The organism is Streptomyces sp. NPDC126499 (assembly GCF_040302485.1).
Classification (GTDB): Bacteria; Actinomycetota; Actinomycetes; order Streptomycetales; family Streptomycetaceae; genus Streptomyces.
Map to the genome: position 1 here is coordinate 61,088 of NZ_JBEOUO010000019.1, position 21,264 is coordinate 82,351.

Below are 21,264 nucleotides of genomic sequence, written 5' to 3' on the forward strand. Positions count from 1 at the left end.
CTTCGGCAGTCTTTACGCTCTCTTAATGCCGTGGTCGTGCGGGCGGCCGGGAGGCGGTCGAATGCGGCGACGAGAGCGGCCACGCGCGCGGGCGCTTCCTCGGGGACGAGGTGCCGAACCCGCGGAAGGATGCGCAAGGGACATACGGTCCTGCGCGGCCCGGTCGCGGAAGATCCAGGACGGCACGGCCGCATCGAAGGGAGCCTGCTGGGCGTGCGGCAGGCCCCCGGGTAGGGTGACGGCCGTTCTTGACGTATCGCCTACGCGTGACCGAAACCGCCCGTACACGCACTCGACGAAGGGGCCTGTCAGTGGTGACCGCCGTGCGCCGACGGGCTCGCTCGTTCTTCTCCGCTCACCCTGCCCGGACCGTCGTCCTCGCCTTCGCGACCGCCGTCCTGATCGGGACCGGGCTGCTGATGCTGCCGGCCGCCACCGAGGACGGTGGTGCCACCGATCCGCTGACGGCACTGTTCACGTCGACCTCCGCCGTCTGCGTCACCGGACTGGCCGTCGTGGACACCGGTACGTACTGGAGCGGCTTCGGCGAGGGAGTGATCCTGGCGCTGATCCAGGTCGGCGGTTTCGGCATCATGGCCATGGCCTCCCTCCTGGCCCTCCTCGTGTCGGGCCGACTGCGACTTCGCATGCAGCTCACCGTGCAGGCCGAGACGAAGAGCCTCGGCATCGGGGACGTACGCAGAGTGCTGCTCGGAGTCGCCGGTACGACCCTGATGGTCGAGCTCGCGGTCGGAGCATGCCTGGCCCTGCGCTTCCGGTTCGGCTACGGAAACGGGATCGGCGAGTCCGTCTACCTCGGGTTCTTCCACGCCGTCTCCGCGTTCAACAACGCGGGCTTCGGGCTGCACGCCGACAGTCTCACCCGCTACTCCCAGGACGCCTGGGTCACCCTGCCCATCGCCGCCGCCGTCATCCTCGGCGGCATCGGGTTCCCCGTCCTGCTGGAGATGCTGCGCCACCGCAACCTCGCCCGCGCCACCGGCCGGAAGAACTGGACCCTGCACACCAAGCTCACCGTCATCACCACCCTTGCGCTCCTCGCCGTCGGAACCGTGCTCACGGCGCTGCTGGAGTGGACCAACCCCGCCACGCTCGGCGCCCATGACGTCTGGGGCAAGCTCCTCAACAGCTTCTTCCATTCGGCGATGAGCCGCACGGCCGGCTTCAACTCGCTCGACATCGGCGCCCTTGAGGCATCGACCCTGCTGATGACCTGCATGCTGATGTTCATCGGCGGTGGCAGCGCCGGCACGGCGGGCGGCATCAAGGTCACCACCTTCGCCGTCCTCGCCGCCGCGATCCTCGCCGAGGTCCGCGGCGAACCGACCTCGGCCGTCCTCGGGCGCCGTCTCGCCCCGCACGTGCTGCGTCAGGCGCTGACCGTGGCCCTGCTGGGAGTCGGGCTGGTGGCGACTGCCACCCTGACGCTGCTCTCGGTGAGCAAGGCGTCGTTCGAGGCGGTGCTCTTCGAGGTCGTCTCCGCCTTCGCGACCGTGGGGCTGTCCACGGGCATCACCGCCGACCTTCCGGACAGCGGCCGGCTCGTGCTCGTCGCCCTGATGTTCATCGGCCGCATCGGTCCCATCACCCTGGTCTCCGCGCTCGCCCTGCGCGAGCGCACACGCCGCTACGAACTGCCCGAGGAGCGACCCGTCATTGGCTAGCCATCTGCACAATCTGCGCAAGCGGCGTCGGCTGCGCCGGACTGCCGAAGAGCACCGGACGCAGCAGGACCAGCGGGTCGCCGTCATCGGTCTCGGCCGCTTCGGCAGCTCCCTCGCCAACGAGCTCATGCGCCGGGGCTGGGACGTCCTCGGCATCGACGGTGACGCCCGCCTCGTGCAGAAGTACAGCGACCAGCTCACCCACGCCGCTGTCGCCGACGCCACCGACCCCGAGGTGTTGAAGCAGCTCGGCGTGAACGAGTTCACCAGCGCCGTGGTCGGCATCGGCAGCGATATCGAGGCGAGCATCCTCATCAGCTCCAACCTCCTCGAAGCCGGCGTCCCCAACATCTGGGCGAAGGCGATCAGCCGCCAGCACGGGCAGATCCTGGAGCGGCTCGGTGTCCACCACGTCGTGCTTCCCGAGCACGAGATGGGCGAGCGGGTGGCCCATCTGGTCACCGGGCGGATGCTCGACTTCATCGAGTTCGACGACGACTACGCGCTGGTCAAGACCGTCACCCCGAATGTGGCGACCGGCAGGCCGCTCGGCCAGTCACAGGTGCGCAGCCGCTACGGCGTGACCGTCGTCGGCATCAAGCGCCCCGGCGAGGACTTCACCTACGCGACCGCCGAGACGGTCGTCGAGAAGGGCGACATCATCGTCGTCACCGGCAAGACCCGAGCGGTCGAGGCCTTCACCGAACTGCCCTGACCAGTAGGATCGTGCGCCGGTGAGCCGGGAAGTCTGGTCGGCACTTCTCTTCCGCCTGCCCCGAAGGACCGGCCGTGCCCCTTTCCCTGTTCCTGATCGCCCTGTTCGCGCTCGCCTTTCTGCTCTTCGACATCGTGTTGTGCGTGCGCGTGTGGTGGATGACCGAGCTGCCCCTGTGGCGCCGCATCCTGCCCACGCTGCTGCTGTGCCTGGCCCTGGCGGCGAGCATCAGCCGCGCCTGGGGGATCACCGCCGTCGCCGAAGCAGTGGCGTTCCCGCTGACCGTGGCCACCGCGCTGCTCGGGACGTTCGAGCTGGACCGGCGGCGCGCCCGGCGGGCAGCCGCCGCGGGACGGACCGAAGGTGTGTCGTGAGCACGGGGGGCGGTGGGACATTCCTCGCCGGTCGTTCCCGGCGGGACCGGAAGTGACGACGGAAGTCGGGGAGTTGAGGGGCGGGGAGATGGAGGGCGGGGAGATGAGGGACGGGGACATGAGGGACGGGTACGTGGAGGGGTACGAGGGGCTGCTCACGGAGGTCGCGGCGAGCGGGCGGCGGCTGAACCGGGAAGAGGTGGAGCGGCGCCGGGAAGAGGGGGAGCGGGCCGCGCGGGACGGCCTCGCCCTGCGTGAATCGATCGGCCATCACCTGGCGGCGGTCCGGGCCGCCTGGCCCGAGCAGCCGATGTCCCGGCGGACCACGCTCGACCTGCTCGCCGCCGTCGAGCAGTCCGTCGACGCCTTCGCCGGCGGGTTCGAGCGCGCCCAGCGCCTGGCGGTACGCCAGGAGGAGGCCGAGCGCCGGGAGTTCATCGACGACCTGCTGTACGGCCGCAGCGACCTGGGGCGCATAGCCGAGCGGGCCGAACGCTTCGGCCTCAGGCTCTCGCAGGCGCACGCGGTCGCCGTCGCCCGCGGCCCGCAGTCCTACAGCGAGGCCGACCTCGTCCCGCAGCAGGTGGAGCGGGCCCTGATCGGAAGGTTCGGCGACCGGCACATCCTGCTCACGACCAAGGGCGGCCGGATCGTGTGCGTCGCCCCGGGGGACCAGGCCGACGTCCTCACGTACTTCGCCAAGCAGGCGTTCGCCGCCACGGGCGGCGGCCAGGTGGCGATCGGCCGGCCCCAGCCCGGACCGCGCGGTGTCGTCCACTCCTACGAGGAAGCGCTCGGTTCCCTCGACCTCGCCGACCGTCTCGACCTCGACGCGCCCGTCCTGTACGCCGCCGACCTCCTCGTCTACCCGGTGCTCACCCGGGACCGGCAGGCCATGGAGGACCTGGTCCACAGCGTCCTCGGCCCCTTGACGTCGGCCCGCGGCGGCGCGGAACCGCTCCTGGACACGCTGACCGCGTACTTCGACACCGGTTGCGTCACCACCCAGGCCGCCCGCCACCTCAACCTGTCCGTGCGGGCCGTCACGTACCGCCTCGACCGTATCCACCGCCTCACCGGCGTCGACCCCGCAGACCCGGCGAGCCGCTACACCCTCCAGACCGCCGTCATCGGCGCCCGCCTCCTCGGCTGGCCGGTAAAGGCCCTCTGAGCGGGCCGCCCGGCCGGGCGGCCGCCGCCCTCGTGCCGTCGGCGGACCGGCTCGCCGCCGTGAAGACCGCCCTTGCCCGGGTGACCGGCCGGCGCCGCCACCTCACGCGGCCTGCCGGACGCCGCGCGGCGACCTGAGCGAGGACTGAGCAAGGAAGGGAGAACAGCGCATGGCCAAGCCCTTGCACGTCGCGATCGGGGAGCGCCCGATCCTGTGCCTGATGTGTGACAACGACACGTTCCGCGTGCGGGAGGTGAAGCTGAACAGCACGGGGATGGAGCTCTTCAACCTGGCATGGGCCAACGAGTCGGCGACCGGTCTGATCTGTCTGTCGTGCGGCTACGTCCACCTGTTCGTCAACCGTGACCTGAGGTTCTTCCGGGAGCGGCGTGAGGACTGAGGGCAGGACATCGCCCCCAGGGTGACAGGACCATTTTTCCGCAGGCTCCTGACCTGCGGAGATAAGTGCACGACGAACGGACGCACCTGTCCGGATAACGGTCGTGTCACGGGTGCTGGACTTTTGGAAGATCACCGTCCGTAATGTGATCCGCATCACGTGCTGTCCGTCGGGTCTCGTGGTAGGAATGCGCAACTCCGCAGGTGGCACCACCCCTCGCCGTCTCGTGGAGGGCCGGTGCACCTCCGGCCTGCTCGACCCCGGTGATCACTGTCCGAGTCCGCGGACGGTGCGCCCCCGGTCGCCGAACGGACAACGGCGTTCGCTCAAAGCCCGCACCCCTCGCACCGGCGCAGCCCTCCCGCGCGCCGGCCCCTGCGCCATTGAGGTCCCACCGTGTCACTCGACTCCATCACCCAGTCCGTGGACAAGGCAGTCAGCGGATTCTTCGAGCCCATAGCCACCTGGCTGGGCGAGGTCGTCTTCTTCGCCATCCCCGTCGGCGGCACCCAGCTCCCCCTCATCGTCGCCTGGCTGGTCGTCGCCGGCGTGGTCTTCACCGGCTGGTTCGGCTTCGTACAGCTGCGGAAGTTCCGCCTGGCGGTCGACGTGGTCCGCGGTAAGTACGACGAGAAGGGGTCGGCCGGTGAGGTCAACCACTTCCAGGCCCTGACGGCCGCCGTGTCCGGCACGGTCGGCCTCGGCAACATCGCGGGTGTGGCCGTCGCCGTCTCCATCGGTGGCCCCGGCGCCACGTTCTGGATGATCCTGTGCGGCCTGCTCGGCATGGCGACGAAGTTCGTCGAGGTCACCCTCGGTGTGAAGTACCGCGAGGTGCACGCCGACGGCACCGTCTCCGGCGGCCCCATGCACTACCTGCCCAAGGGTCTCGCCGACCGCTTCGGCAAGAACGGCAAGACCCTCGGCAAGGTCCTCGCGGTCCTCGCCTCCTTCTTCGTCCTGTTCTTCGGCCTCTTCGGCGGCAACCTCTTCCAGGTCAACCAGTCCTACGCCCAGCTCGTCTCCGTCACCGGCGGCGAGGGCGGCCTGATGGGCAGCTCCGCCGGTGCCCTGTTCTTCGGCATCCTGATCGCCGCCCTCGTCGGCATCGTGCTCCTCGGCGGCATCCGCTCGATCGCCTCCGTCACCAGCAAGCTCGTGCCCGCGATGGCCGGCATCTACATCGCCGCCTGCCTCGTGGTCATCCTCGTCAACGTCACCGCCGTCCCGGCCGCGATCTCCTCGATCATCGAGGGCGCCTTCAACCCGCAGGGTGTCGCCGGCGGTGTCCTGGGCGCGCTGATCATCGGCTTCAAGCGGGCCGCGTTCTCCAACGAGGCCGGTCTCGGCTCCGCCCCGATCGCCCACTCCGCGGTGAAGACCAAGCACCCCGCCAGCGAGGGCCTGGTCGCCCTCCTGGAGCCGTTCATCGACACCGTCGTCATCTGCACCATGACCGCGCTGACCATCGTCATCGCCAACCCGGCCAGCTACGTCGAGCTCCGCAACGGCGGCGAGTCCATCGGTGGCGTCACCATCACCTCCGACGCCTTCGCGACGGTCCTGCCCTGGTTCCCGTACATCCTGACCCTGGCGGTCATGCTGTTCGCGATCTCCACGGTGCTGACCTGGGGCTACTACTGCATGAAGGCGTGGGCCCATCTGTTCGGCCGCAGCCGCGCCAGCGAGCTGACCTTCAAGATCTTCTACACGCTCTTCGCGGTCGCGGGCTCCCTGCTCACCCTGCAGACGCTGATCGACATGGCCGACGCGGTGCTGTTCCTGCTCGCCGTCATCAACATCATCGGCCTCTACCTGCTCGCCCCCGTGGTCAAGCGGGAGCTGAACTCCTTCCTCGCCTTCGTGAAGCGCCGCGACGCCGGCCTCGACACGGACGAAGACGCCGAGGGCGACACCGACCAGGAGCCGGTGAAGACCACCGTCTGACCGCCCCCCGGCGGCCCGGCTCCCGAAGGACCCTGTCCCCACCTCGCGCCTTGGTGCGGACAGGGTCCTTCCCCCTGTTCCATGCTGTTCCCGCAGGTGAGAGACGCCCTGGTGAGACTCCCGACCACCCGATAGGGTGTAAAGAACGCATCAACGTGACGATGCTGGTGTGCCGGGAAGTCTGGTCGGCGTCCGAGGGGCCCGTGTGCCCATCCGCCGACACGCCCCGGAGGCTTTCTTCCCATGACCCAGGCACGCCCCCGCAAGACCGCCTTCGGACTCCTGCCCTGGCCCGAGCGCCAGGCGATCGCCGAGGCCCTGCGCACCGAGACCGTCGGCGGTCTGGTCCTCCTCGCCGCCGCGATCGTCGCGCTCGGGTGGGCCAACAGCCCGTGGAGCGGCGCCTACGAGTCGATACGCGACTTCCACTTCGGCATACCGGCCCTCGGCCTGGACCTCTCGGTCGGGCACTGGACCGCCGACGGCCTGCTGGCCGTCTTCTTCCTCGTCGCCGGCATCGAGCTGAAGCGCGAACTGGTCGTCGGCGAGCTGCGCACCCCCGCCACCGCCGCCCTTCCCGTCGTCGCGGCCCTGTGCGGCATGGCCGTCCCCGCCGCCCTCTACCTGCTCACCGCCTCGGCGGGCGGCGGAAGCCTCGAAGGCTGGGCGGTGCCCATGGCCACCGACATCGCCTTCGCCCTCGCCGTCCTCGCGGTCATCAGCACCCATCTGCCCTCCGCGCTCCGGGCGTTCCTGCTCACCCTCGCCGTCGTCGACGACCTCGGGGCGATCCTCATCATCGCGGTCTTCTTCACCAGCGACCTCGACTTCTGGGCCCTGGGCGGGTCCTTCGCCGGCCTCGTCCTCTTCTACGTCCTCCAGCGCCTGCGCGTACGCGGCTGGTGGTGGTACGTGCCGCTCGGCCTCGCGATCTGGGGGCTGATGTACAACTCCGGCGTCCACGCCACCGTCGCCGGCGTCGCCATGGGCCTCATCCTGCGCACCACCCGCGACAAGGGAGAGGAAGCCTCGCCGGGCGGGCGCGTCGCCCACCTCGTCCACCCCTTCTCCGCAGGCGTCGCCGTTCCCCTCTTCGCCCTCTTCGCCGCGGGCGTCAGCGTCTCCGGCGAGGCCCTCGGCCACGTCTTCACCGATCCCGAACCCCTCGCCGTCCTGATCGGCCTGGTCGTCGGCAAGATCCTCGGCATCTTCCTCGGCACCTACCTCGCCGCCCGCTTCACCCGCGCCGAGCTCAACCCCGACCTCGCCTGGGCCGACGTTTTGGGCCTTGCCACCCTCGCCGGTATCGGCTTCACCGTCGCCCTCCTCATCGGCGAACTCGCCTTCCCGGACCCGGCCCAGGCCGAACACGTCAAGGCCGCCGTCCTCATCGGCTCCCTCACCGCCGCCGCCCTCGCCGCCCTCCTCCTGCGCCGCCGCAACCGCGTCTACAAGCGGCTGTGGGAAGAGGAGGAACGCGACGAGGACGCCGACGGCATCCCCGACATCTACCGGGCCGGATCCCGGGCAGGGGACCGCATCGACGGGTGACGGCCCCGGGACCGCGTCCCGTCCAGGCCGGGACGGGCCCGGTCCGGTCGGACGTCGTCTCCGACCAGGACTCCCGGCGCGCCTGGCCCGGAGAAGGCGCGCCGCGCGATCCGCTCGCTCAGTGACGACGGGACCACGCGCGAGGCCTGGTTGCCGGATGTCGGCAACCAGGAGAGCGCTCGGCTGCACGTCAAGGACCTGTCAACGTCACATAAGAAACGTGTAAGGTCCGTTGCGGTGTGCCGGGAAGTCTGGTCGGCGAACAAGAGACAGGTGTCTTCTTCTGCCGATCGGGGGCTTCCGTCATGGTGCTCGTCGCCGTCTTCGGGGCCGCGCTGCTTGTCGCGGTCCTTCTGTCCGGGCTCGCCGCCCGCACCGTCCTGTCCACCTCGCTGCTCTTCCTGCTCGGCGGGGCACTGGTCAGCGACGGTTTCCTCGGGCTGATCCACATCTCGCCGGAGAGCGAGATCGTGTCGGTCACCGCGGACCTGGCGCTGTTCGCGGTGCTGTTCACGGACGGCATGCACGTCTCCTTCGCCAAGCTGCGCGCCAACTGGCGCAATCCGGCACGGGCACTCGGCCTGGGCATGCCGCTCGCGTGTGTGGGCATGGCGCTGATCACCCACTACCTGGTCGGCCTCGACTGGACGACGTCCTTCCTGGTGGGTGCGGTCCTGGCACCGACCGACCCGGTGTTCGCCTCCGCGATCGTGGGCCGCAAGGAGGTCCCGGCGCGGCTGCGCGAGCTGCTGAACGTCGAGAGCGGCATCAACGACGGCCTCGCCCTCCCGGTCGTCCTCATCCTCATCGCCGCCGCCGGCCCGACGGCGGCCGGAGCCGAGGCGTCGTACGGAAGCATCGCCCTGGAGCTCGGCCTCGGCCTGGCCTTCGGAGTCCTCCTCCCGCTGCTCGTCAACGGGCTCGTACGGTTCCGGCTGCTCGGCGCGGAGCCCAAGCTCCAGCCCCTGCTGCCGCTGGCCAGCGGCGTCATCCTGTACGCGGCCTGTCATCTGACGCACGCCAACCCCTACTTGGCGGCGTTCTCCGCGGGCGCCGTCCTGGCCGCGGTGTCGCCGGAGTCGCAGAAGGCGTTCGAGCCGCTGGGGGAGTCGCTGGCCGAACTGGCCAAGTTCGCCGCCCTGCTCGTCTTCGGTGCGCTGCTGACCCCGCGGTTGTTCGGCGACCTGTCCGCCGGGGGGTACGTGGCGGTGGTGCTGGCGATCGTGCTCATCCGCCCGGCGTCGCTGTTGATCTCCCTGTGGGGGACGCGGATCGACCGTCGGGAGAAGCTCGTCGCGGCCTGGTTCGGCCCGAAGGGCTTCGCCTCGGTCGTCTACGGCCTGCTCGTCCTCCAGGCCGGCATCCCGCAGGGCCAGCAGGCGTACACGCTGATCGCCGTCTGCATCGCCTTCTCGATCATCGCGCACAGCAGCACCGACGTGCCCATCGCCCGCCTCTTCCACGTCGACGACCTCATCGGCACCGGCGCGACACCCGAGGCACGCCCTGTCTCCGAGACGAAGACCGAGGTTCTCCCGCATGCCCGCACGTGACCTCGCATGGCCCTGCACACCGCTACGGCCGGAGGCCACCCTGCGGGAGGCGGCTGCCCTCCTCTTCCGCGAACGGGCCCCGGCGGTCGTCGTGGTGAGCGAGGACGGGCATCCCTTGGCGGTGGTACCCGCCGCGCGGGTCCTGGCCGCCGTCCTGCCCGAGGCCGTGGTGGAGGACCCGCTCCTCGCCGCCGCCGCGGGCGAATCGCTCGACGACGCCGTGCGGGCCCGCGCCGCGTCCCTTCGGCTCGCCGATCTCCTGCCCCAGCGCCCGCACGCGCTCGCGGTCGTGAGTCCCGAGGCCTCACCCGTCCACATGGCCGCACTCATGGAGCGCACCGGCAGCTCCGTGGTCCTGGTCGTCGAGTACGACGACGACCACGCGCACGTGTACGGCACGGTCGACGCGGCCGGCCTGCTCCACCACTACCTCTGATCGGCCGGCCGGCTGTCCGTCAGACCTCAACGACCGTTCCCGGGGGCAGCGCCATGGTCCTCGTCCACCGGTGCCCGTGCCGGAAATCCGACCGCGAACGGGGGCGCCACGCACGCCCCCCTCACGACAAGGAGCCCGATCCGATGAACGACGACGAACCGGTCTTCAAGAAGAGCCGGTGGGGCACCAACCGCTACGTCTACAACCCGAACAACCCCGTCGGCCTCTTCCTGATCATCGCCAGCAGCGCGCTCGCCATCGTCATGATCCTCCTCATGGAGAACCGAGCCAGCCCCTTCGCGCCGCCCCCTTCCCCTACCTGGAGTCCGCCACCCGCAGAGGACCCCTGGCCCTACCCCTCAAGCACGCCGTGAACCCGCGCCATCGCGGTCCGTCCGACGACGGAGCACCAGGAATGAGGACGACGTGAAGTGGAACCGACGGACCAAGGCAGCCGCGACGGCGGCCCTCCTGCTCGCCACGGGCGCCGCGGTCTGGAGCCTCGCGCTTCGGGGCGGTCCTGAAGACCCCATGCGGGGAAGCTGCCGCGGCTCGCTGGCCGCCGACGAGGCGAGCGACTTCTTCGACGGCGCGGAACTGGAGTCCCGCGGGCATACGGCGGAGTGGGTCGGCCACGACGTCGAATACTGCTCCGTGTGGGCACGGAAGGACCAGCACGGCGCCACCCTCCGGCTCCAGATACGTCCCGCAGCCGCCCACCGGACCAGCGGGGCGGCCGAGGAAGCCGGTGCCGCTCCCCTCGGCTACGGCTGGAACGGCTCGTTCGTCATCCGCGGCCGCCCCCAGGCCGCCGTGCTCGTGGACTGCGCACCGGTCGCCGGCAAGGGACTGCTCGTGCTCACCGAGGCCACGAAGGACGCCGACGAGCTCACCCCCGACCAGGTCCTCGGCGTCGCCCGCCTGGCCACCGAGACCGCTCGCCGTGCCGCCGGTCGCTTCCACTGCGAAGGGAACCTGGGGCAGCGCCCTGACAGGGTCGACACGGCCGGGGCGGCGAAACGGCCGGTCGCCGAGGCACGCGAAACCTGTCGTGGAGTGGTCAGCCGGAGCGACGCCGACGTCCTGGGAGCCGTCGCCGTCGCCGAGTACCGGGCAGGCCGCGCGCTGACCGAGGAGTGCGACGTGAAGCTGCGTCAAGGCGGCCACGTACGCGTCAACGCCTACTACGGACCCTCCGCCCGGCAGGAGACGTACCTCGACACCCGCTACCCCGGCAGCGTCGTCGGCATCGTCACCCGCTCCCGCGCCTGCCCGGGCGCACTCGGCACCGCGTACTTCAAAGTCACACCGCCCAAGGGGGACGACGGCAAGCCCGCGCCGCTCGACGGCCCGAAGCGCAAGGCGCTGGACGACGTCCTCACCTCCTTCGCCGCAGCCTCCGCAGCGCGTCACGGCTGCTCCACCAGCTGACGGGGGGCGCGGGTGGCGGCCGCTCGGGAACACGCAGCGGTCCTTGCCTCCCGGATGCTCGGGTCGCCGTGGACGACGAGGACGCGGTGCAGGAGGCCCCTTCGGCAGTAATGGGTGATGGCGCGGCAAGGCCGGCGAGGACGATTCAGGGTTCCCTGAATTCAGCAAGTTGTGTACCGTGACGGTGTGTTGACTGTCGCCTCCGACATCGAGGTGCTGGCCCGCTTCGGCCGCGCTCTCGCCGATCCGATCCGCTGCCGCATCCTGCTCGCCCTGCGCGTCGCCCCCGCCTATCCGGCCGACCTCGCCGAGGCGCTGGACGTCTCCCGGACCCGGTTGTCCAACCACCTGGCATGCCTGCGGGACTGCGGCCTGGTCGTCACCGCGCCCGACGGCCGCCGCACCCGCTACGAGCTGGCCGACGAACGCCTCGGCCACGCGCTCGACGACCTGCGAACCGCGGTGGTCGCGGTCGAGACCGACCGTACGTGCACCGACGCCGACGACAAGGGGTGCTGCTGATCATGTCCGGCGAGGCGTCCATGTCCCTCGGTTCCTCCCCGGCCCGGCGTGACGTGCTCACCCGTCGGATACGGCTTCTGGTGGCCGTGACCATCGCCCACAACGTCATCGAGGCGATCGTCGCCCTGACTGCCGGCACTCTTGCTTCCTCCACCGCCCTGGTCGGCTTCGGTCTCGACTCGGTCATCGAGGTCTCCTCCGCCGCCGCGATCGCCTGGCAGTTCTCCGCCCGCGACCACGCCGTGCGCGAGGCCCGTGAACAGCGCGCCCTGCGGATCATCGCTGTCTCCTTCTTCGCGCTCGCCGCGTACGTGACCGTCGACGCCGCTCGCTCGCTGACCGGCAGCGGCGAGGCCGAACGTTCCGTCCCCGGCATCGCCCTCGCTGCCCTTTCCCTCGCGGTGATGCCGTTCCTGTCCGCTGCCCAGCGACGCGCGGGCCGCGAACTGGGCTCCGCCTCCGCGGTCGCCGACTCCAGGCAGACCCTGCTGTGCACCTACCTGTCCGCCGTCCTCCTGGCCGGCCTGGTTCTCAACGCCACTCTCGGCTGGTCCTGGGCCGATCCTGTGGCCGCGCTCCTGATCGCCGCGATCGCGGTCAAGGAGGGCTGTGACGCCTGGCGGGGCAAGGGGTGCTGCGCGGCCCCGACCGCCGCGGTGGGCGTCCCCGACGGCACTCGGGTGGGCACGTGCGACTGCGGTCTGGACCGCGCCTGCTGTGACTGACCGCTCGCCGGTGTGACAGGCCGGACGACGGAAGGGGCGCGATCCGCCTCCGGCCGGCGCGCCCTCGTACTCGACCGGAAGGGCAGGAGTCGCGGGCCGCCGAGACCGTCGCGTCCACGGTCGCCGACCTCGCCTGGTCGCGACAGGGCCTGCGCCTGGCCGTCGCCGCGTACGGGGCAGTCCAAGGCCAGGAGAAGCGCAGCGCCCGGCCCGTCGGGCGCCGAAGAAGTACGGGCCGTCGGCACCGGCCGCCACCCTGTCCGTCCACACGCTGTCGGTCGCGGACGCGGCGATCAGCGGTGAGGAAGTCCCGCGCCCACCGGTCGAACAGGACCGTCCGCAAGACCGTGCCCACGAGGCTCGGCAGACCCTTGAGCGCCCGAAGCCGCACGGCAGCGCCGCCGCGATCTCCGCGGCACGCGCGTCGCGCGGCGCGGAATCCGACGTGCGGTGCTCCACCGCCCGCCCGTATAGCGGAATGAGCGGCGTCTCCTGGACAGCGCCCAGGAAGGGACCGTGCGTCGTCACTCTTGCCGCCGTCCTGGCCCGTGCCGGAGGGGAGTTGGGATCTCGCCCGGCTCTTCCGCGGGCCTGCCGAAAAGGGGCCGGGCCGGACGGTGCCGTGGCTGCGACCACCGTCCGGCCCGGAGGGTGCGGGGCCGCCGTCCCAGGCCGTCCGCTCGTGCTCGTAGCCGTTGAAGCGGTACGTCTCCGTTGGCGGGGAACCCGCCCTCGGCGGGACGGGTCCGCACGGCGTCGTGAGCGCTCAGCCCTCCGGCTGGATCAGGCCGCGCTCGTACGCCTTCACCAGGCGCTGCGGTACGAGGTACGCCGAGCCGTCCACGGTCAGGGGGACGAGCTGCGTGGTGGCCGCCCTCCATTGGGCACGGCGGTGGCGGGTGTTGCTGCGGGACATCTTCCGCTTGGGGACGGCCATCGTGAGACTCCTCGGTCGGGTGGTGACGCGGAAGAAGCTACCTGGAAATGGATACCATTATCAATCCGACCGGGTGTGCGGGAAGAGAGGGTCGTGCCACCCGCTCCAGGCCGACCGGCCCTGCGACAGCTCGGCATCCGTCACCAGCGCGCCGTCCAGCGCGCCGGTGATGCGCTCGATGTCGAGGCCCGGTCCGGTGAACCTGATCTCGTTGCGCCGCTCGCCGTAGTAGTCGTCCCACAGCCAGTCGGCGAGGGTGCGGCGTTGCGCGGAGGCGGCTTCCCAGGCGTGGGTGTCCGACTCGTCCAGCCACCGGTCGACCTCGCGGACGTCGAGGTGGGCGCCGGCCGACCGCCAGTGGATGACGGCGTCGGGCCTGTTGGCGAGCCAGAGGTGCCCCCGGCTCCGCAGGACACCGAACATGACGTCCCCGAGGGCGTCGGCGAGCCGTCCCGGGTGGAGGGGCCGCCGGGCGCGCCAGACGAGACTCGATACGCCGGAGCGGGCGTCCGGGGGTGGGGGCAGGAGGGCGACCGCCTCCAGCGACGCCTCCCATGTCGCGCGTGCGTCGGCGGGTGAGCGCCGTCCCGTCGGTGCCCCGCCGTCCGCGGAGAGGTCGTGCGGCGTCGTCACCCGGGCGCGGGGGTTGAGATGGTGGAGGAGCGTGGCTGCGCTCTCTCGCGCGTGGGGGCCGGCCGGGGCGGCCACGAGGAGCGTGTCGGCGGCCTCGATCTGCCGGGCCGCGACCTCGGCGGTGGTGAGCGGCTCACTCCAGCCGTCACCCGTCCACAGGCGGGATGCCTCGCGCGTGTCGGCGATGTCGTTGAGGAAGGCGGAGGGCGCGACGGCCGCGAGCACGGGAGCGCAGTCGTAGTGATCGTCCAGGCTGTCGGCCCCGATCCTCCTGCGCCACAGGCGCAGGAGGAAGGGTAGGAGGTCGATCTCCTGGGGAAGGGTGAGGAGGACGCGTACGTCCTTCCTGGCCCGCCGCAGTACGATCAGGTCCTGGCGCAGGATCACCGTCGGATCGCCCGTGCCTCCCGACGAGACGGGCGCCGTCCCGTCGGCGGGGGCGGAGCGTGCGGCTAGGAGTCGCTGGACCACCGGATACGGGCCGCTCGTGGCGGCCTGGACGGACACCGAGAGCGTGACCGCTTCCGGGTGACGGCGGGCCAGCCGACGGGTGAGTTCGCCGCGTGCCTCGGGGGTGTTGCCGACGAGGACGCTCAGTACGCCCTTCGGAGTCGCCTCGCCGCTCGGCGTACGGCGCTTTGGCTCAGGTCTCATGTCGAAGATGCCTCGGGAGGGGGAGGCGGAACGTCCGCGTGCGGCTTGCCGTGGTCCCCCGCGCGCGCCCGCAGAGTGCCGCACGCGCGCGGGAGCGACCATGAATGCTGTCGGTGGCCCTGTCCGAGAGGGGCCGGGCCCCGTGGACGGGGGTGCCCGGCCGGTGGAGGGGGCTGGTTTCCGGTATTTACCAGGAGGACTTGGTCACGCCGGGGAGGAAGCCGGCGTGGGCCTGCTGGCGTGTCCGTACGCGTGAGAGGCCGAACCTGCGCAGGTAGCCGCGGGGCCGGCCGTCCACGCTGTCGCGGTTGCGTACGCGGGTGGCGCTGGCGTTGCGCGGCTGTCGGCGCAGCTCCGCCTGGGCGGCCTCGCGTTCGGCCGTGGTGGAGGAGGGGCGGCGGATGATCTCCTTGAGTTCCGCCCGCCGGGCGGCGTACCGCTCGACGGTCCGCTTGCGCTTCTCGTTCTGCGCGATCTTGCTCTTCTTCGCCATCAGACCTTTCCTCCCCGTGCGCGGATGCGGGCCACGGCCGCCTCGATGCCGATCATGTCCACGGTCTTGATCGCCCTGGCGCTCAGGGTGAGGCGGACGTGGCGCCCCTCGCTGGGCAGCCAGTAGCGCTTGCGCTGGATGTTGGGGTCGAAGCGGCGCGAGGTGCGCCGGTGGGAGTGGGAGATGGTGTTGCCGAAGCCGGGCTGGGCGCCGGTCAGTTGGCAGTGGGCCGACATGAGTGCAGCCGCCTTTCTCACCGCGAGGGCTTGTTGGTAATGGAAATCGTTCCCATATAGTACCGCCATGGCACGCAATGAGATCCGCCCGGTCATCAAGCTCCGCTCCACGGCGGGCACCGGGTTCACCTGTGTCACGCGCAAGAACCGCCGGAACGACCCCGACCGGATGGTGCTGCGCACGTACGACCCCGTCGCCCGGCGCCATGTCGACTTCCGCGAAGAACGCTGATCCACGCCCCCTCACGCCGTCCCCCTCCTGAAAGGCCCCGCCATGAAGCCCGGCATCCACCCCGCCTACGAGCCCGTCGTCTTCCGGGACTCCGCCTCCGGTACCGCGTTCCTCACCCGCTCCACGATGACGAGCGACAAGACGATCGAGTGGGAGGACGGCAACACCTACCCGGTCGTGGACGTGGAGATCTCCTCCGCGAGCCACCCCTTCTACACGGGCACGGCACGCGTGCTCGACACGGCCGGCCGGGTCGAGAAGTTCCAGCGCCGCTACGGAGCCCGCTGATGGACCGCACGCAGAGGCTCCCCGTCGTCATCGTCGCCGGCCTGCACGCCGAGGCCCGGACGGAGGTCGTCGACCGCCTCCTGAAGTCCGTCCCCGGCAGCGTGGCCCTGCATCACGACCTCGCGGCGGCGTCCGAGGGCAGCGTCCTGCGGCTGATCCGCGACGCCGACGGCGTCCTCTCCCGCGGCGAGACACCGCTGGTCAACGACTGCGCGTGCTGCGCCCTGCGCGAGGACCTCGTCCCGGAACTGGACCGGATGGCCGACAGCGGCCTGACCCGCCTCGCCGTGGTCGAGCTGTGGGACTCGGTCGAACCGAAGGCCATGGCCGAGGTCATCGCCGCCCACGGCCACGACCGCCTGACCCTGACGAACGTGATCACCGCCGTGGACCCCGCTCTCGTCCTGCCCTGCCTCGCCAACGGCGACGACCTGGCGGAAGCCGGCCTCGCGGCGGCCGCCACCGACCAGCGGACCGTCGGCGACACCTGGGCCCGCCAGTTCGAGTACGCGCCCGTCCTCGCCGTCGTCGACAACGACGAGGCCGACGACGAGGACCGCGCCCTGCTCGCGCAGCTGCACCCCACCGCGCGGCGCGTACCCGCCGCCTCCGGTGAGCTCGCCCGTATCGCCCTCGCCGGCTTCGACGTCGAGGCGGCGGCCGCCGCCCAGCACCCGGCGTGCGCGCTGCTGCCCCAGGACGCGGACGAGGCCGGAGTCACCACCTTCGTATGGCGCCGCCACCGCCCGTTCCATCCGGAACGGCTCTACGAGGCCTTGGAGGACCTGTGCTGTGCGGCGGCCCGCAGCCGTGGCCGGTTCTGGCTCGCCGACCGGCCCGACACCCTGCTGGCCTGGGACGCGGCCGGCGGGGCGCTCTGCGTGGAGAACGCGGGCCCCTGGCTGGCGTCGCTGCCGGACGCGGCGTGGGAGATGGTCCCGCCCATGCGCCGGGCGGCGGCCGCCCTGGACTGGCATCCCGAGCACGGCGACCGCTGCCAGCACCTCGTCTTCACCTCACCCGGCCTCGACCGCGACGGCCTCGAACGGCTCCTGGACTCCTGCCTCCTGACGGACGCGGAGTACGCGTCGGGGCGTGAGGCGTGGAAGCACCTGCCCGCCGCCTTCGACTCCCTCCTCGACGCCGCCTGACACCCACCCGTACGACCGTTCACGGCCCGGCCCGACCGACCGTGACGGAAACCTTTCCGCAAGGAGACCCCGCCATGGCCCGACGCCAGGACCCCCGCAAGCCCGTCAAGTCCCGCCCCAACCCGCTCGACGCGGCGGGCATCACCTACATCGACTACAAGGACACCGACCTGCTGCGGAAGTTCATCTCCGACCGCGGCAAGATCCGCAGCCGCCGCGTCACCCGCGTGACCGCCCAGCAGCAGCGCGCCCTCGCCACCGCCATCAAGAACGCCCGGGAGATGGCCCTGCTGCCGTACTCAAGTCGGTGAGGGGCCGGCCGGGCGGTCCGTCGGGGCAGACCGTCGCGCAGGACGGCGCGGTGACAGACCCACGACCTGACAGAGTCGGTATGGGTTTCGCGCGGCCCTGGTCCTCGCCGACCGTTCGGTCGTCGTCGAGGTGCAGGTGTCCCGGGCGGCGCGACCCGCCGGTCGGCGAGCCCCGGCAGAGGCAGGGCGCGCGCCGATCGCTCGCCGATGTCGGTTCTCTTCAGGAGGGAAAAGTCACGGACTCAAACATCGCCGAACAACAAACTGCGACAGAGTCCTTGACCTCCCGTCAGTGGCTTCCTACGCTCACGGCAGGAAATGGGAGCGCTCCCACCAGCGCCCCCTTGTCCCCGTGCCCCGCGGGCAACCGCGCTCACGCACCCCCCACCCCCCGGAGGTCACCGTGACCGAGACCGACGCGCACCGGAGCCGCCGTACGACCCCCGCCCCGTTCCGAGCAGAGAGCCGGCCCAGGAGGAGACTGACGCTGGCGCGCGGGGTCGTCGCCGCCGCGCTCGCCGGGTCCGCGCTGGCCGGGATTCCGCAGACGGACGCACAGGCCGCCACCGCGCGGCAGGTGGAACGGCTCGACCGCGGCCTCATCAGTACGTACACCGGGGCCGGGAACCTGGTGTCGTGGCGGTGGCTGGCAACGGATCCGGACGGTGTGGCGTTCAACGTCTACCGGGGCTCCGTCAGGCTCAACTCCGCGCCGCTCACCGCCTCCACCAACCACTTCGACGCCGGCGCACCCGCCTCCGCCGACTACACGGTGCGAGCGGTCGTGAACGGCGTCGAGCAGGGCGCGTCCGAGCCCGCGCTCCCGTTCCGCTCCGGGTATCTGGACGTCCCCCTGTCGCCACCCGCGGGAGGGACGACCCCGGACGGAGTGGCGTACACCTACGAGGCCAACGACGCCAGTACCGGTGACCTCGACGGTGACGGCAGGCTCGACCTGGTCCTGAAGTGGCAGCCGACCAACGCCAAGGACAACTCGCAGTCCGGATACACCGGAAACACGATTCTCGACGGCATCCGGCTCGACGGGACCCGGCTGTGGCGGATCGACCTGGGCCGCAACATCCGTTCCGGCGCGCACTACACGCAGTTCCAGGTGTACGACTACGACGGCGACGGCCGCGCCGAGGTCGCCATCAAGACCGCGGACGGCACCCGGGACGGCACCGGAGCCGTGATCGGCGACTCCTCCGCCGACCACCGCAACTCCAGCGGCTACGTCCTGACCGGCCCCGAGTACCTGACCATGTTCCACGGGCAGACCGGCAAGGCCATGGGCTCGGTGGACTACGTACCCGCCCGCGGCACCGTCTCCTCCTGGGGCGACTCCTACGGCAACCGCGTCGACCGCTTCCTCGCCGGCACCGCCTACCTCGACGGCGCCCGCCCCTCCCTGATCATGGCCCGCGGCTACTACACCCGTACCGTCGTCGCCGCGTGGGACTGGCGGAACGGCCGGTTCACCCGCCGCTGGACCTTCGACACCAACTCCTCCACCAACACCGGCAAGGGCTACGACGGCCAGGGCAACCACAGCCTGTCGATCGCGGACATCGACGCCGACGGCAAGGACGAGATCGTCTACGGCGCGATGACCGTCGACGACAACGGCGCCGGCCTCTGGACGACCCGGCTCGGCCACGGCGACGCCGGCCACGTCGGCGACCTCGACCCCGCCCGGCCGGGCCTCGAGTACTTCAAGGTCTCCGAGGACAAGACCAAGCCCGGCTCCTGGACGGCCGACGCGCGCACCGGTCAGACCCTGTGGCAGACCGCCTCCGGCGCCGACAACGGTCGGGGCGTCGCCGCCGACATCCACGCCGGCAGCCCCGGCGCCGAGGCGTGGTCGGCCTCCGACACCACCCTGCGCTCCGCCACCGGCGCCCCCCTCGGCCGCGAGCCCTCCAGCATCAACTTCCTGTCCTGGTGGGACGGCGACCCCGTCCGCGAACTCCTCGACGGCACCCGCATCGACAAGTACGGCACCTCCGGCGACACCCGTCTCCTCACCGGCTCCGGCGTCTCCTCCAACAACTCCACCAAGGCCACCCCCGCGCTCTCCGGCGACATCCTCGGCGACTGGCGCGAGGAGGTCGTCTGGCGGACCGGCGACAACCGCGCCCTGCGCATCTACGCGACGCCCCACCGGACCGACACCAGGATCACCACCCTGCTGCACGACACCCAGTACCGCACCGCCCTCGCCTGGCAGAACACCGCCTACAACCAGCCCCCGCACCCCTCCTTCTTCATCGGTTCCGGCATGCGCCCCGCTCCGCGCCCCACCGTCTACACCCCCTGAATCACGAGCGAGGGGAGGGGGAGGGGTGCCGCCCGGCGGCGGCCACTCGGCGAACGCCGTGGCCATCCCGAGCGATGGCACGATCGTCGTCGCGGGCACCACCGAGATGTAGCTCCGGCGACGACACGATGATCGGCGGCCCCGGAACCGACACCTGCACCACCGACCCAGGCCCCGCATAGGCTCCCCCTGACCAAGGCACCGGACCGGACCTGCGACGATCGATCGAACGACATCGGGCGCGAGTGGACGACGACGCGGGGACGGGATGATGAGCCAGTACTTCGACCTGGGTGACGAGACCTTGTGGAACCCGTCCAACGGCGCTTCGCACATGTTCCAGCGCCATGTGGCCCTGCACGAGGCGGAACTGCGGCTGCCGTCCGGTATCGGGCCGATGGAGATGGACGAGTGCCAGATCGACCCCGTCGTCTTCGGGGAATTCGTCCACGCCTTGCTGGCACGACACCGGCGGACCGGTCACGCCATCATCCTCGCGCTCTCTGCGGACTTCACGGCGATCACGCTGGTCCTGGCCCAGCGCGCCGGAATCACGATCGACTGGGCGCGGCTCAGCGCCGAAACGGACGGTCCCCTGGAGGATGTGCAGGTGTCCGCCGTCACCGGGATGTCCGAGCCGCCCGAAGGCGCGGCCTGGGCGGCGGCCCTGCGGGCAAGAGCCCAGGAGTTGGGCCGGCGCATGCCCTGCTGAACCGCGGCGGTTCGAGCGTTTCGGTCCACAGTGCGCGGGGCCATAGCGGTCGGGGCCATAGCGGTCGGTGCCAGAGCGGTCGGAGCGGGGTGGTCCGGTCCGGGGCGGGGGTGGTCCGGGGCGGTGGTGGTCCGGTCGGACCGGGGCCGGTCGGTCGCGACCGGTCCCGGCCGGGGCGAGCCGGTCCTGACGGTCCGGGCCGGGGCGAGCCGGTCCTGACGGTCCGGGCCGGGGCGAGCCGGTCCTGACGGTCCGGGCCGGGGCGAGCCGGCCCTGACGGTCCGGTCCCGGGTGGGCCGCGGCGAGTCGGTTCGTGTCGGTGTTGGGCCGAACGGGTGAGGAACGGGAGGATGGGCGCATGAGTAGGTACGAGAGGTACGACGTCACCGACGAGCAGTGGGAGGGTCTGGCACAGGTCGTGCCCCTGCGCGGCCGGGACGAATGGCCGTCCAGGGTCGACCACCGCACGATTCCCGAGCAGTACCAGGCCGCCCAGCAGCGCCGTATGGTCGTGCTGCGGGTCCAGGTCTTCGCCGACGCCCGCGAGGTCGCCGAGTACCTCATCGCCCAGGTCCCCGTGCTGCTCGACCTCACGAGCGCCGACACCGAGGTCGCCAAGCGCATCCTCGACTTCAGCAGCGGTGTCGTCTTCGGGCTCGGCAGCGGCATGCACCGCGTCGACCGCAACGTCTTCCTGCTGGCGCCGGCCGGCACCGAGGTGGAGGGCGCGGAGGACGGGAGCGCGGAGGACATCGACGAGGGCGCGATCCCTCGTTCGTAGGAAGGT

At 71.2% G+C, this 21,264-nt stretch carries 24 protein-coding genes; 20 read left to right on the forward strand and 4 right to left on the reverse strand.

What is annotated here, in order from left to right; translation table 11 throughout:
* The first annotated feature begins 323 nt into the window (after window positions 1-323).
* From ABTZ91_RS25440 to ABTZ91_RS25500, 13 genes are all read left to right on the forward strand, one after another.
* Window positions 324-1,685: a potassium transporter TrkG gene (locus ABTZ91_RS25440; RefSeq protein ID WP_352079553.1), complete on the forward strand. Its 1,362-nt coding sequence runs from the start codon at window positions 324-326 to the stop codon at window positions 1,683-1,685.
* Window positions 1,678-2,400, forward strand: a complete 723-nt coding sequence (locus tag ABTZ91_RS25445) for a TrkA family potassium uptake protein (protein ID WP_352079554.1) — start codon at window positions 1,678-1,680, stop codon at window positions 2,398-2,400. Before ABTZ91_RS25440 ends, ABTZ91_RS25445 begins: the two co-directional genes overlap by 8 nt.
* A 74-nt stretch (window positions 2,401-2,474) precedes the next feature.
* Entirely contained in the window at window positions 2,475-2,774 is a 300-nt protein-coding gene (locus tag ABTZ91_RS25450) for a hypothetical protein (protein WP_352079555.1), read from the forward strand.
* A gap of 118 nt (window positions 2,775-2,892) precedes the next feature.
* On the forward strand, window positions 2,893-3,945 hold the full coding sequence (locus tag ABTZ91_RS25455; protein ID WP_407078023.1) for a PucR family transcriptional regulator: 1,053 nt from the start codon (window positions 2,893-2,895) through the stop codon (window positions 3,943-3,945).
* Between the two features lie 169 nt (window positions 3,946-4,114).
* Entirely contained in the window at window positions 4,115-4,345 is a 231-nt protein-coding gene (locus ABTZ91_RS25460; RefSeq protein ID WP_352079557.1) for a hypothetical protein, read from the forward strand.
* Window positions 4,346-4,741: 396 nt separating this feature from the next.
* Entirely contained in the window at window positions 4,742-6,292 is a 1,551-nt protein-coding gene (locus ABTZ91_RS25465) for an alanine/glycine:cation symporter family protein (RefSeq protein ID WP_352079558.1), read from the forward strand.
* A 243-nt stretch (window positions 6,293-6,535) separates the two neighbouring features.
* The gene (gene nhaA, locus ABTZ91_RS25470) at window positions 6,536-7,843 is read left to right on the forward strand and encodes a Na+/H+ antiporter NhaA (protein WP_352079559.1); all 1,308 of its coding nucleotides are present in this window, start codon (window positions 6,536-6,538) and stop codon (window positions 7,841-7,843) included.
* A 305-nt stretch (window positions 7,844-8,148) separates the two neighbouring features.
* Entirely contained in the window at window positions 8,149-9,396 is a 1,248-nt protein-coding gene (locus ABTZ91_RS25475) for a cation:proton antiporter (RefSeq protein WP_352079560.1), read from the forward strand.
* Window positions 9,383-9,832, forward strand: a complete 450-nt coding sequence (locus tag ABTZ91_RS25480) for a CBS domain-containing protein (RefSeq protein ID WP_352079561.1) — start codon at window positions 9,383-9,385, stop codon at window positions 9,830-9,832. Before ABTZ91_RS25475 ends, ABTZ91_RS25480 begins: the two co-directional genes overlap by 14 nt.
* Window positions 9,833-9,975: 143 nt before the next feature.
* Window positions 9,976-10,206: a hypothetical protein gene (locus tag ABTZ91_RS25485; protein WP_352079601.1), complete on the forward strand. Its 231-nt coding sequence runs from the start codon at window positions 9,976-9,978 to the stop codon at window positions 10,204-10,206.
* Window positions 10,207-10,258: 52 nt separating this feature from the next.
* Window positions 10,259-11,263: a hypothetical protein gene (locus ABTZ91_RS25490; protein WP_352079562.1), complete on the forward strand. Its 1,005-nt coding sequence runs from the start codon at window positions 10,259-10,261 to the stop codon at window positions 11,261-11,263.
* A 186-nt stretch (window positions 11,264-11,449) separates the two neighbouring features.
* Entirely contained in the window at window positions 11,450-11,785 is a 336-nt protein-coding gene (locus tag ABTZ91_RS25495) for a metalloregulator ArsR/SmtB family transcription factor (RefSeq protein WP_352079563.1), read from the forward strand.
* Between the two features lie 2 nt (window positions 11,786-11,787).
* Window positions 11,788-12,510: a cation transporter gene (locus ABTZ91_RS25500; RefSeq protein WP_352079564.1), complete on the forward strand. Its 723-nt coding sequence runs from the start codon at window positions 11,788-11,790 to the stop codon at window positions 12,508-12,510.
* A 766-nt stretch (window positions 12,511-13,276) separates the two neighbouring features.
* Here ABTZ91_RS25500 and rpmF read toward each other — a convergent pair.
* From rpmF to rpmB, 4 genes are all read right to left on the reverse strand, one after another.
* Window positions 13,277-13,447 carry a 50S ribosomal protein L32 gene (gene rpmF / locus ABTZ91_RS25505; RefSeq protein ID WP_352079565.1) on the reverse strand — a complete coding sequence of 57 codons (171 nt, stop codon included), beginning with the start codon at window positions 13,445-13,447 and terminating at the stop codon, window positions 13,277-13,279.
* A 60-nt stretch (window positions 13,448-13,507) separates the two neighbouring features.
* Window positions 13,508-14,734 (reverse strand): GTP-binding protein, encoded by a 1,227-nt coding sequence (locus tag ABTZ91_RS25510; protein WP_352079566.1) that lies wholly within the window; start codon window positions 14,732-14,734, stop codon window positions 13,508-13,510.
* A 187-nt stretch (window positions 14,735-14,921) separates the two neighbouring features.
* The gene (gene rpsN, locus ABTZ91_RS25515; RefSeq protein ID WP_352079567.1) at window positions 14,922-15,227 is read right to left on the reverse strand and encodes a 30S ribosomal protein S14; all 306 of its coding nucleotides are present in this window, start codon (window positions 15,225-15,227) and stop codon (window positions 14,922-14,924) included.
* Complete coding sequence (gene rpmB, locus ABTZ91_RS25520) at window positions 15,227-15,463, reverse strand: 50S ribosomal protein L28 (RefSeq protein ID WP_352079568.1); 237 nt, start codon at window positions 15,461-15,463, stop codon at window positions 15,227-15,229. The genes rpsN and rpmB overlap by 1 nt, the downstream gene beginning before the upstream one ends.
* A gap of 67 nt (window positions 15,464-15,530) precedes the next feature.
* Here rpmB and rpmG point away from each other — a divergent pair, with 67 nt between their 5' ends.
* The 7 genes from rpmG to ABTZ91_RS25555 all read left to right on the forward strand — a co-directional run bounded on the left by rpmG (window position 15,531) and on the right by ABTZ91_RS25555 (window position 21,258).
* Window positions 15,531-15,695 carry a 50S ribosomal protein L33 gene (gene rpmG / locus ABTZ91_RS25525; protein ID WP_352079569.1) on the forward strand — a complete coding sequence of 55 codons (165 nt, stop codon included), beginning with the start codon at window positions 15,531-15,533 and terminating at the stop codon, window positions 15,693-15,695.
* Window positions 15,696-15,737: 42 nt separating this feature from the next.
* Window positions 15,738-15,983, forward strand: coding sequence for a type B 50S ribosomal protein L31 (locus ABTZ91_RS25530; RefSeq protein WP_030493470.1), 246 nt, complete (start codon window positions 15,738-15,740; stop codon window positions 15,981-15,983).
* Window positions 15,983-17,134 carry a GTP-binding protein gene (locus ABTZ91_RS25535; protein WP_352079570.1) on the forward strand — a complete coding sequence of 384 codons (1,152 nt, stop codon included), beginning with the start codon at window positions 15,983-15,985 and terminating at the stop codon, window positions 17,132-17,134. Before ABTZ91_RS25530 ends, ABTZ91_RS25535 begins: the two co-directional genes overlap by 1 nt.
* Before the next feature lie 74 nt (window positions 17,135-17,208).
* The gene (gene rpsR / locus ABTZ91_RS25540) at window positions 17,209-17,445 is read left to right on the forward strand and encodes a 30S ribosomal protein S18 (protein ID WP_150233278.1); all 237 of its coding nucleotides are present in this window, start codon (window positions 17,209-17,211) and stop codon (window positions 17,443-17,445) included.
* A 481-nt stretch (window positions 17,446-17,926) separates the two neighbouring features.
* Window positions 17,927-19,765 (forward strand): rhamnogalacturonan lyase, encoded by a 1,839-nt coding sequence (locus ABTZ91_RS25545; protein WP_407078025.1) that lies wholly within the window; start codon window positions 17,927-17,929, stop codon window positions 19,763-19,765.
* A 271-nt stretch (window positions 19,766-20,036) separates the two neighbouring features.
* Window positions 20,037-20,477 (forward strand): DUF6086 family protein, encoded by a 441-nt coding sequence (locus tag ABTZ91_RS25550; protein WP_352079571.1) that lies wholly within the window; start codon window positions 20,037-20,039, stop codon window positions 20,475-20,477.
* 358 nt (window positions 20,478-20,835) lie between these two features.
* Complete coding sequence (locus tag ABTZ91_RS25555; protein WP_352079572.1) at window positions 20,836-21,258, forward strand: cell division protein SepF; 423 nt, start codon at window positions 20,836-20,838, stop codon at window positions 21,256-21,258.
* Window positions 21,259-21,264: the final 6 nt, after the last annotated feature.

What these genes read in the sequence shown, in the direction of transcription:
- rpmF (WP_352079565.1), bottom strand. Translation starts at nt 13,447, where the DNA reads ATGGCCGTCCCCAAGCGGAAGATGTCCCGCAGCAACACCCGCCACCGC.
- ABTZ91_RS25480 (WP_352079561.1), top strand. Translation starts at nt 9,383, where the DNA reads ATGCCCGCACGTGACCTCGCATGGCCCTGCACACCGCTACGGCCGGAG.
- ABTZ91_RS25485 (WP_352079601.1), top strand. Translation starts at nt 9,976, where the DNA reads ATGAACGACGACGAACCGGTCTTCAAGAAGAGCCGGTGGGGCACCAAC.
- ABTZ91_RS25555 (WP_352079572.1), top strand. Translation starts at nt 20,836, where the DNA reads ATGAGTAGGTACGAGAGGTACGACGTCACCGACGAGCAGTGGGAGGGT.
- rpsR (WP_150233278.1), top strand. Translation starts at nt 17,209, where the DNA reads ATGGCCCGACGCCAGGACCCCCGCAAGCCCGTCAAGTCCCGCCCCAAC.
- ABTZ91_RS25460 (WP_352079557.1), top strand. Translation starts at nt 4,115, where the DNA reads ATGGCCAAGCCCTTGCACGTCGCGATCGGGGAGCGCCCGATCCTGTGC.
- ABTZ91_RS25510 (WP_352079566.1), bottom strand. Translation starts at nt 14,734, where the DNA reads ATGAGACCTGAGCCAAAGCGCCGTACGCCGAGCGGCGAGGCGACTCCG.
- rpmG (WP_352079569.1), top strand. Translation starts at nt 15,531, where the DNA reads ATGGCACGCAATGAGATCCGCCCGGTCATCAAGCTCCGCTCCACGGCG.
- ABTZ91_RS25475 (WP_352079560.1), top strand. Translation starts at nt 8,149, where the DNA reads ATGGTGCTCGTCGCCGTCTTCGGGGCCGCGCTGCTTGTCGCGGTCCTT.
- rpmB (WP_352079568.1), bottom strand. Translation starts at nt 15,463, where the DNA reads ATGTCGGCCCACTGCCAACTGACCGGCGCCCAGCCCGGCTTCGGCAAC.
- ABTZ91_RS25530 (WP_030493470.1), top strand. Translation starts at nt 15,738, where the DNA reads ATGAAGCCCGGCATCCACCCCGCCTACGAGCCCGTCGTCTTCCGGGAC.
- ABTZ91_RS25455 (WP_407078023.1), top strand. Translation starts at nt 2,893, where the DNA reads ATGAGGGACGGGTACGTGGAGGGGTACGAGGGGCTGCTCACGGAGGTC.
- ABTZ91_RS25500 (WP_352079564.1), top strand. Translation starts at nt 11,788, where the DNA reads ATGTCCGGCGAGGCGTCCATGTCCCTCGGTTCCTCCCCGGCCCGGCGT.
- ABTZ91_RS25535 (WP_352079570.1), top strand. Translation starts at nt 15,983, where the DNA reads ATGGACCGCACGCAGAGGCTCCCCGTCGTCATCGTCGCCGGCCTGCAC.
- rpsN (WP_352079567.1), bottom strand. Translation starts at nt 15,227, where the DNA reads ATGGCGAAGAAGAGCAAGATCGCGCAGAACGAGAAGCGCAAGCGGACC.
- ABTZ91_RS25550 (WP_352079571.1), top strand. Translation starts at nt 20,037, where the DNA reads ATGAGCCAGTACTTCGACCTGGGTGACGAGACCTTGTGGAACCCGTCC.
- nhaA (WP_352079559.1), top strand. Translation starts at nt 6,536, where the DNA reads ATGACCCAGGCACGCCCCCGCAAGACCGCCTTCGGACTCCTGCCCTGG.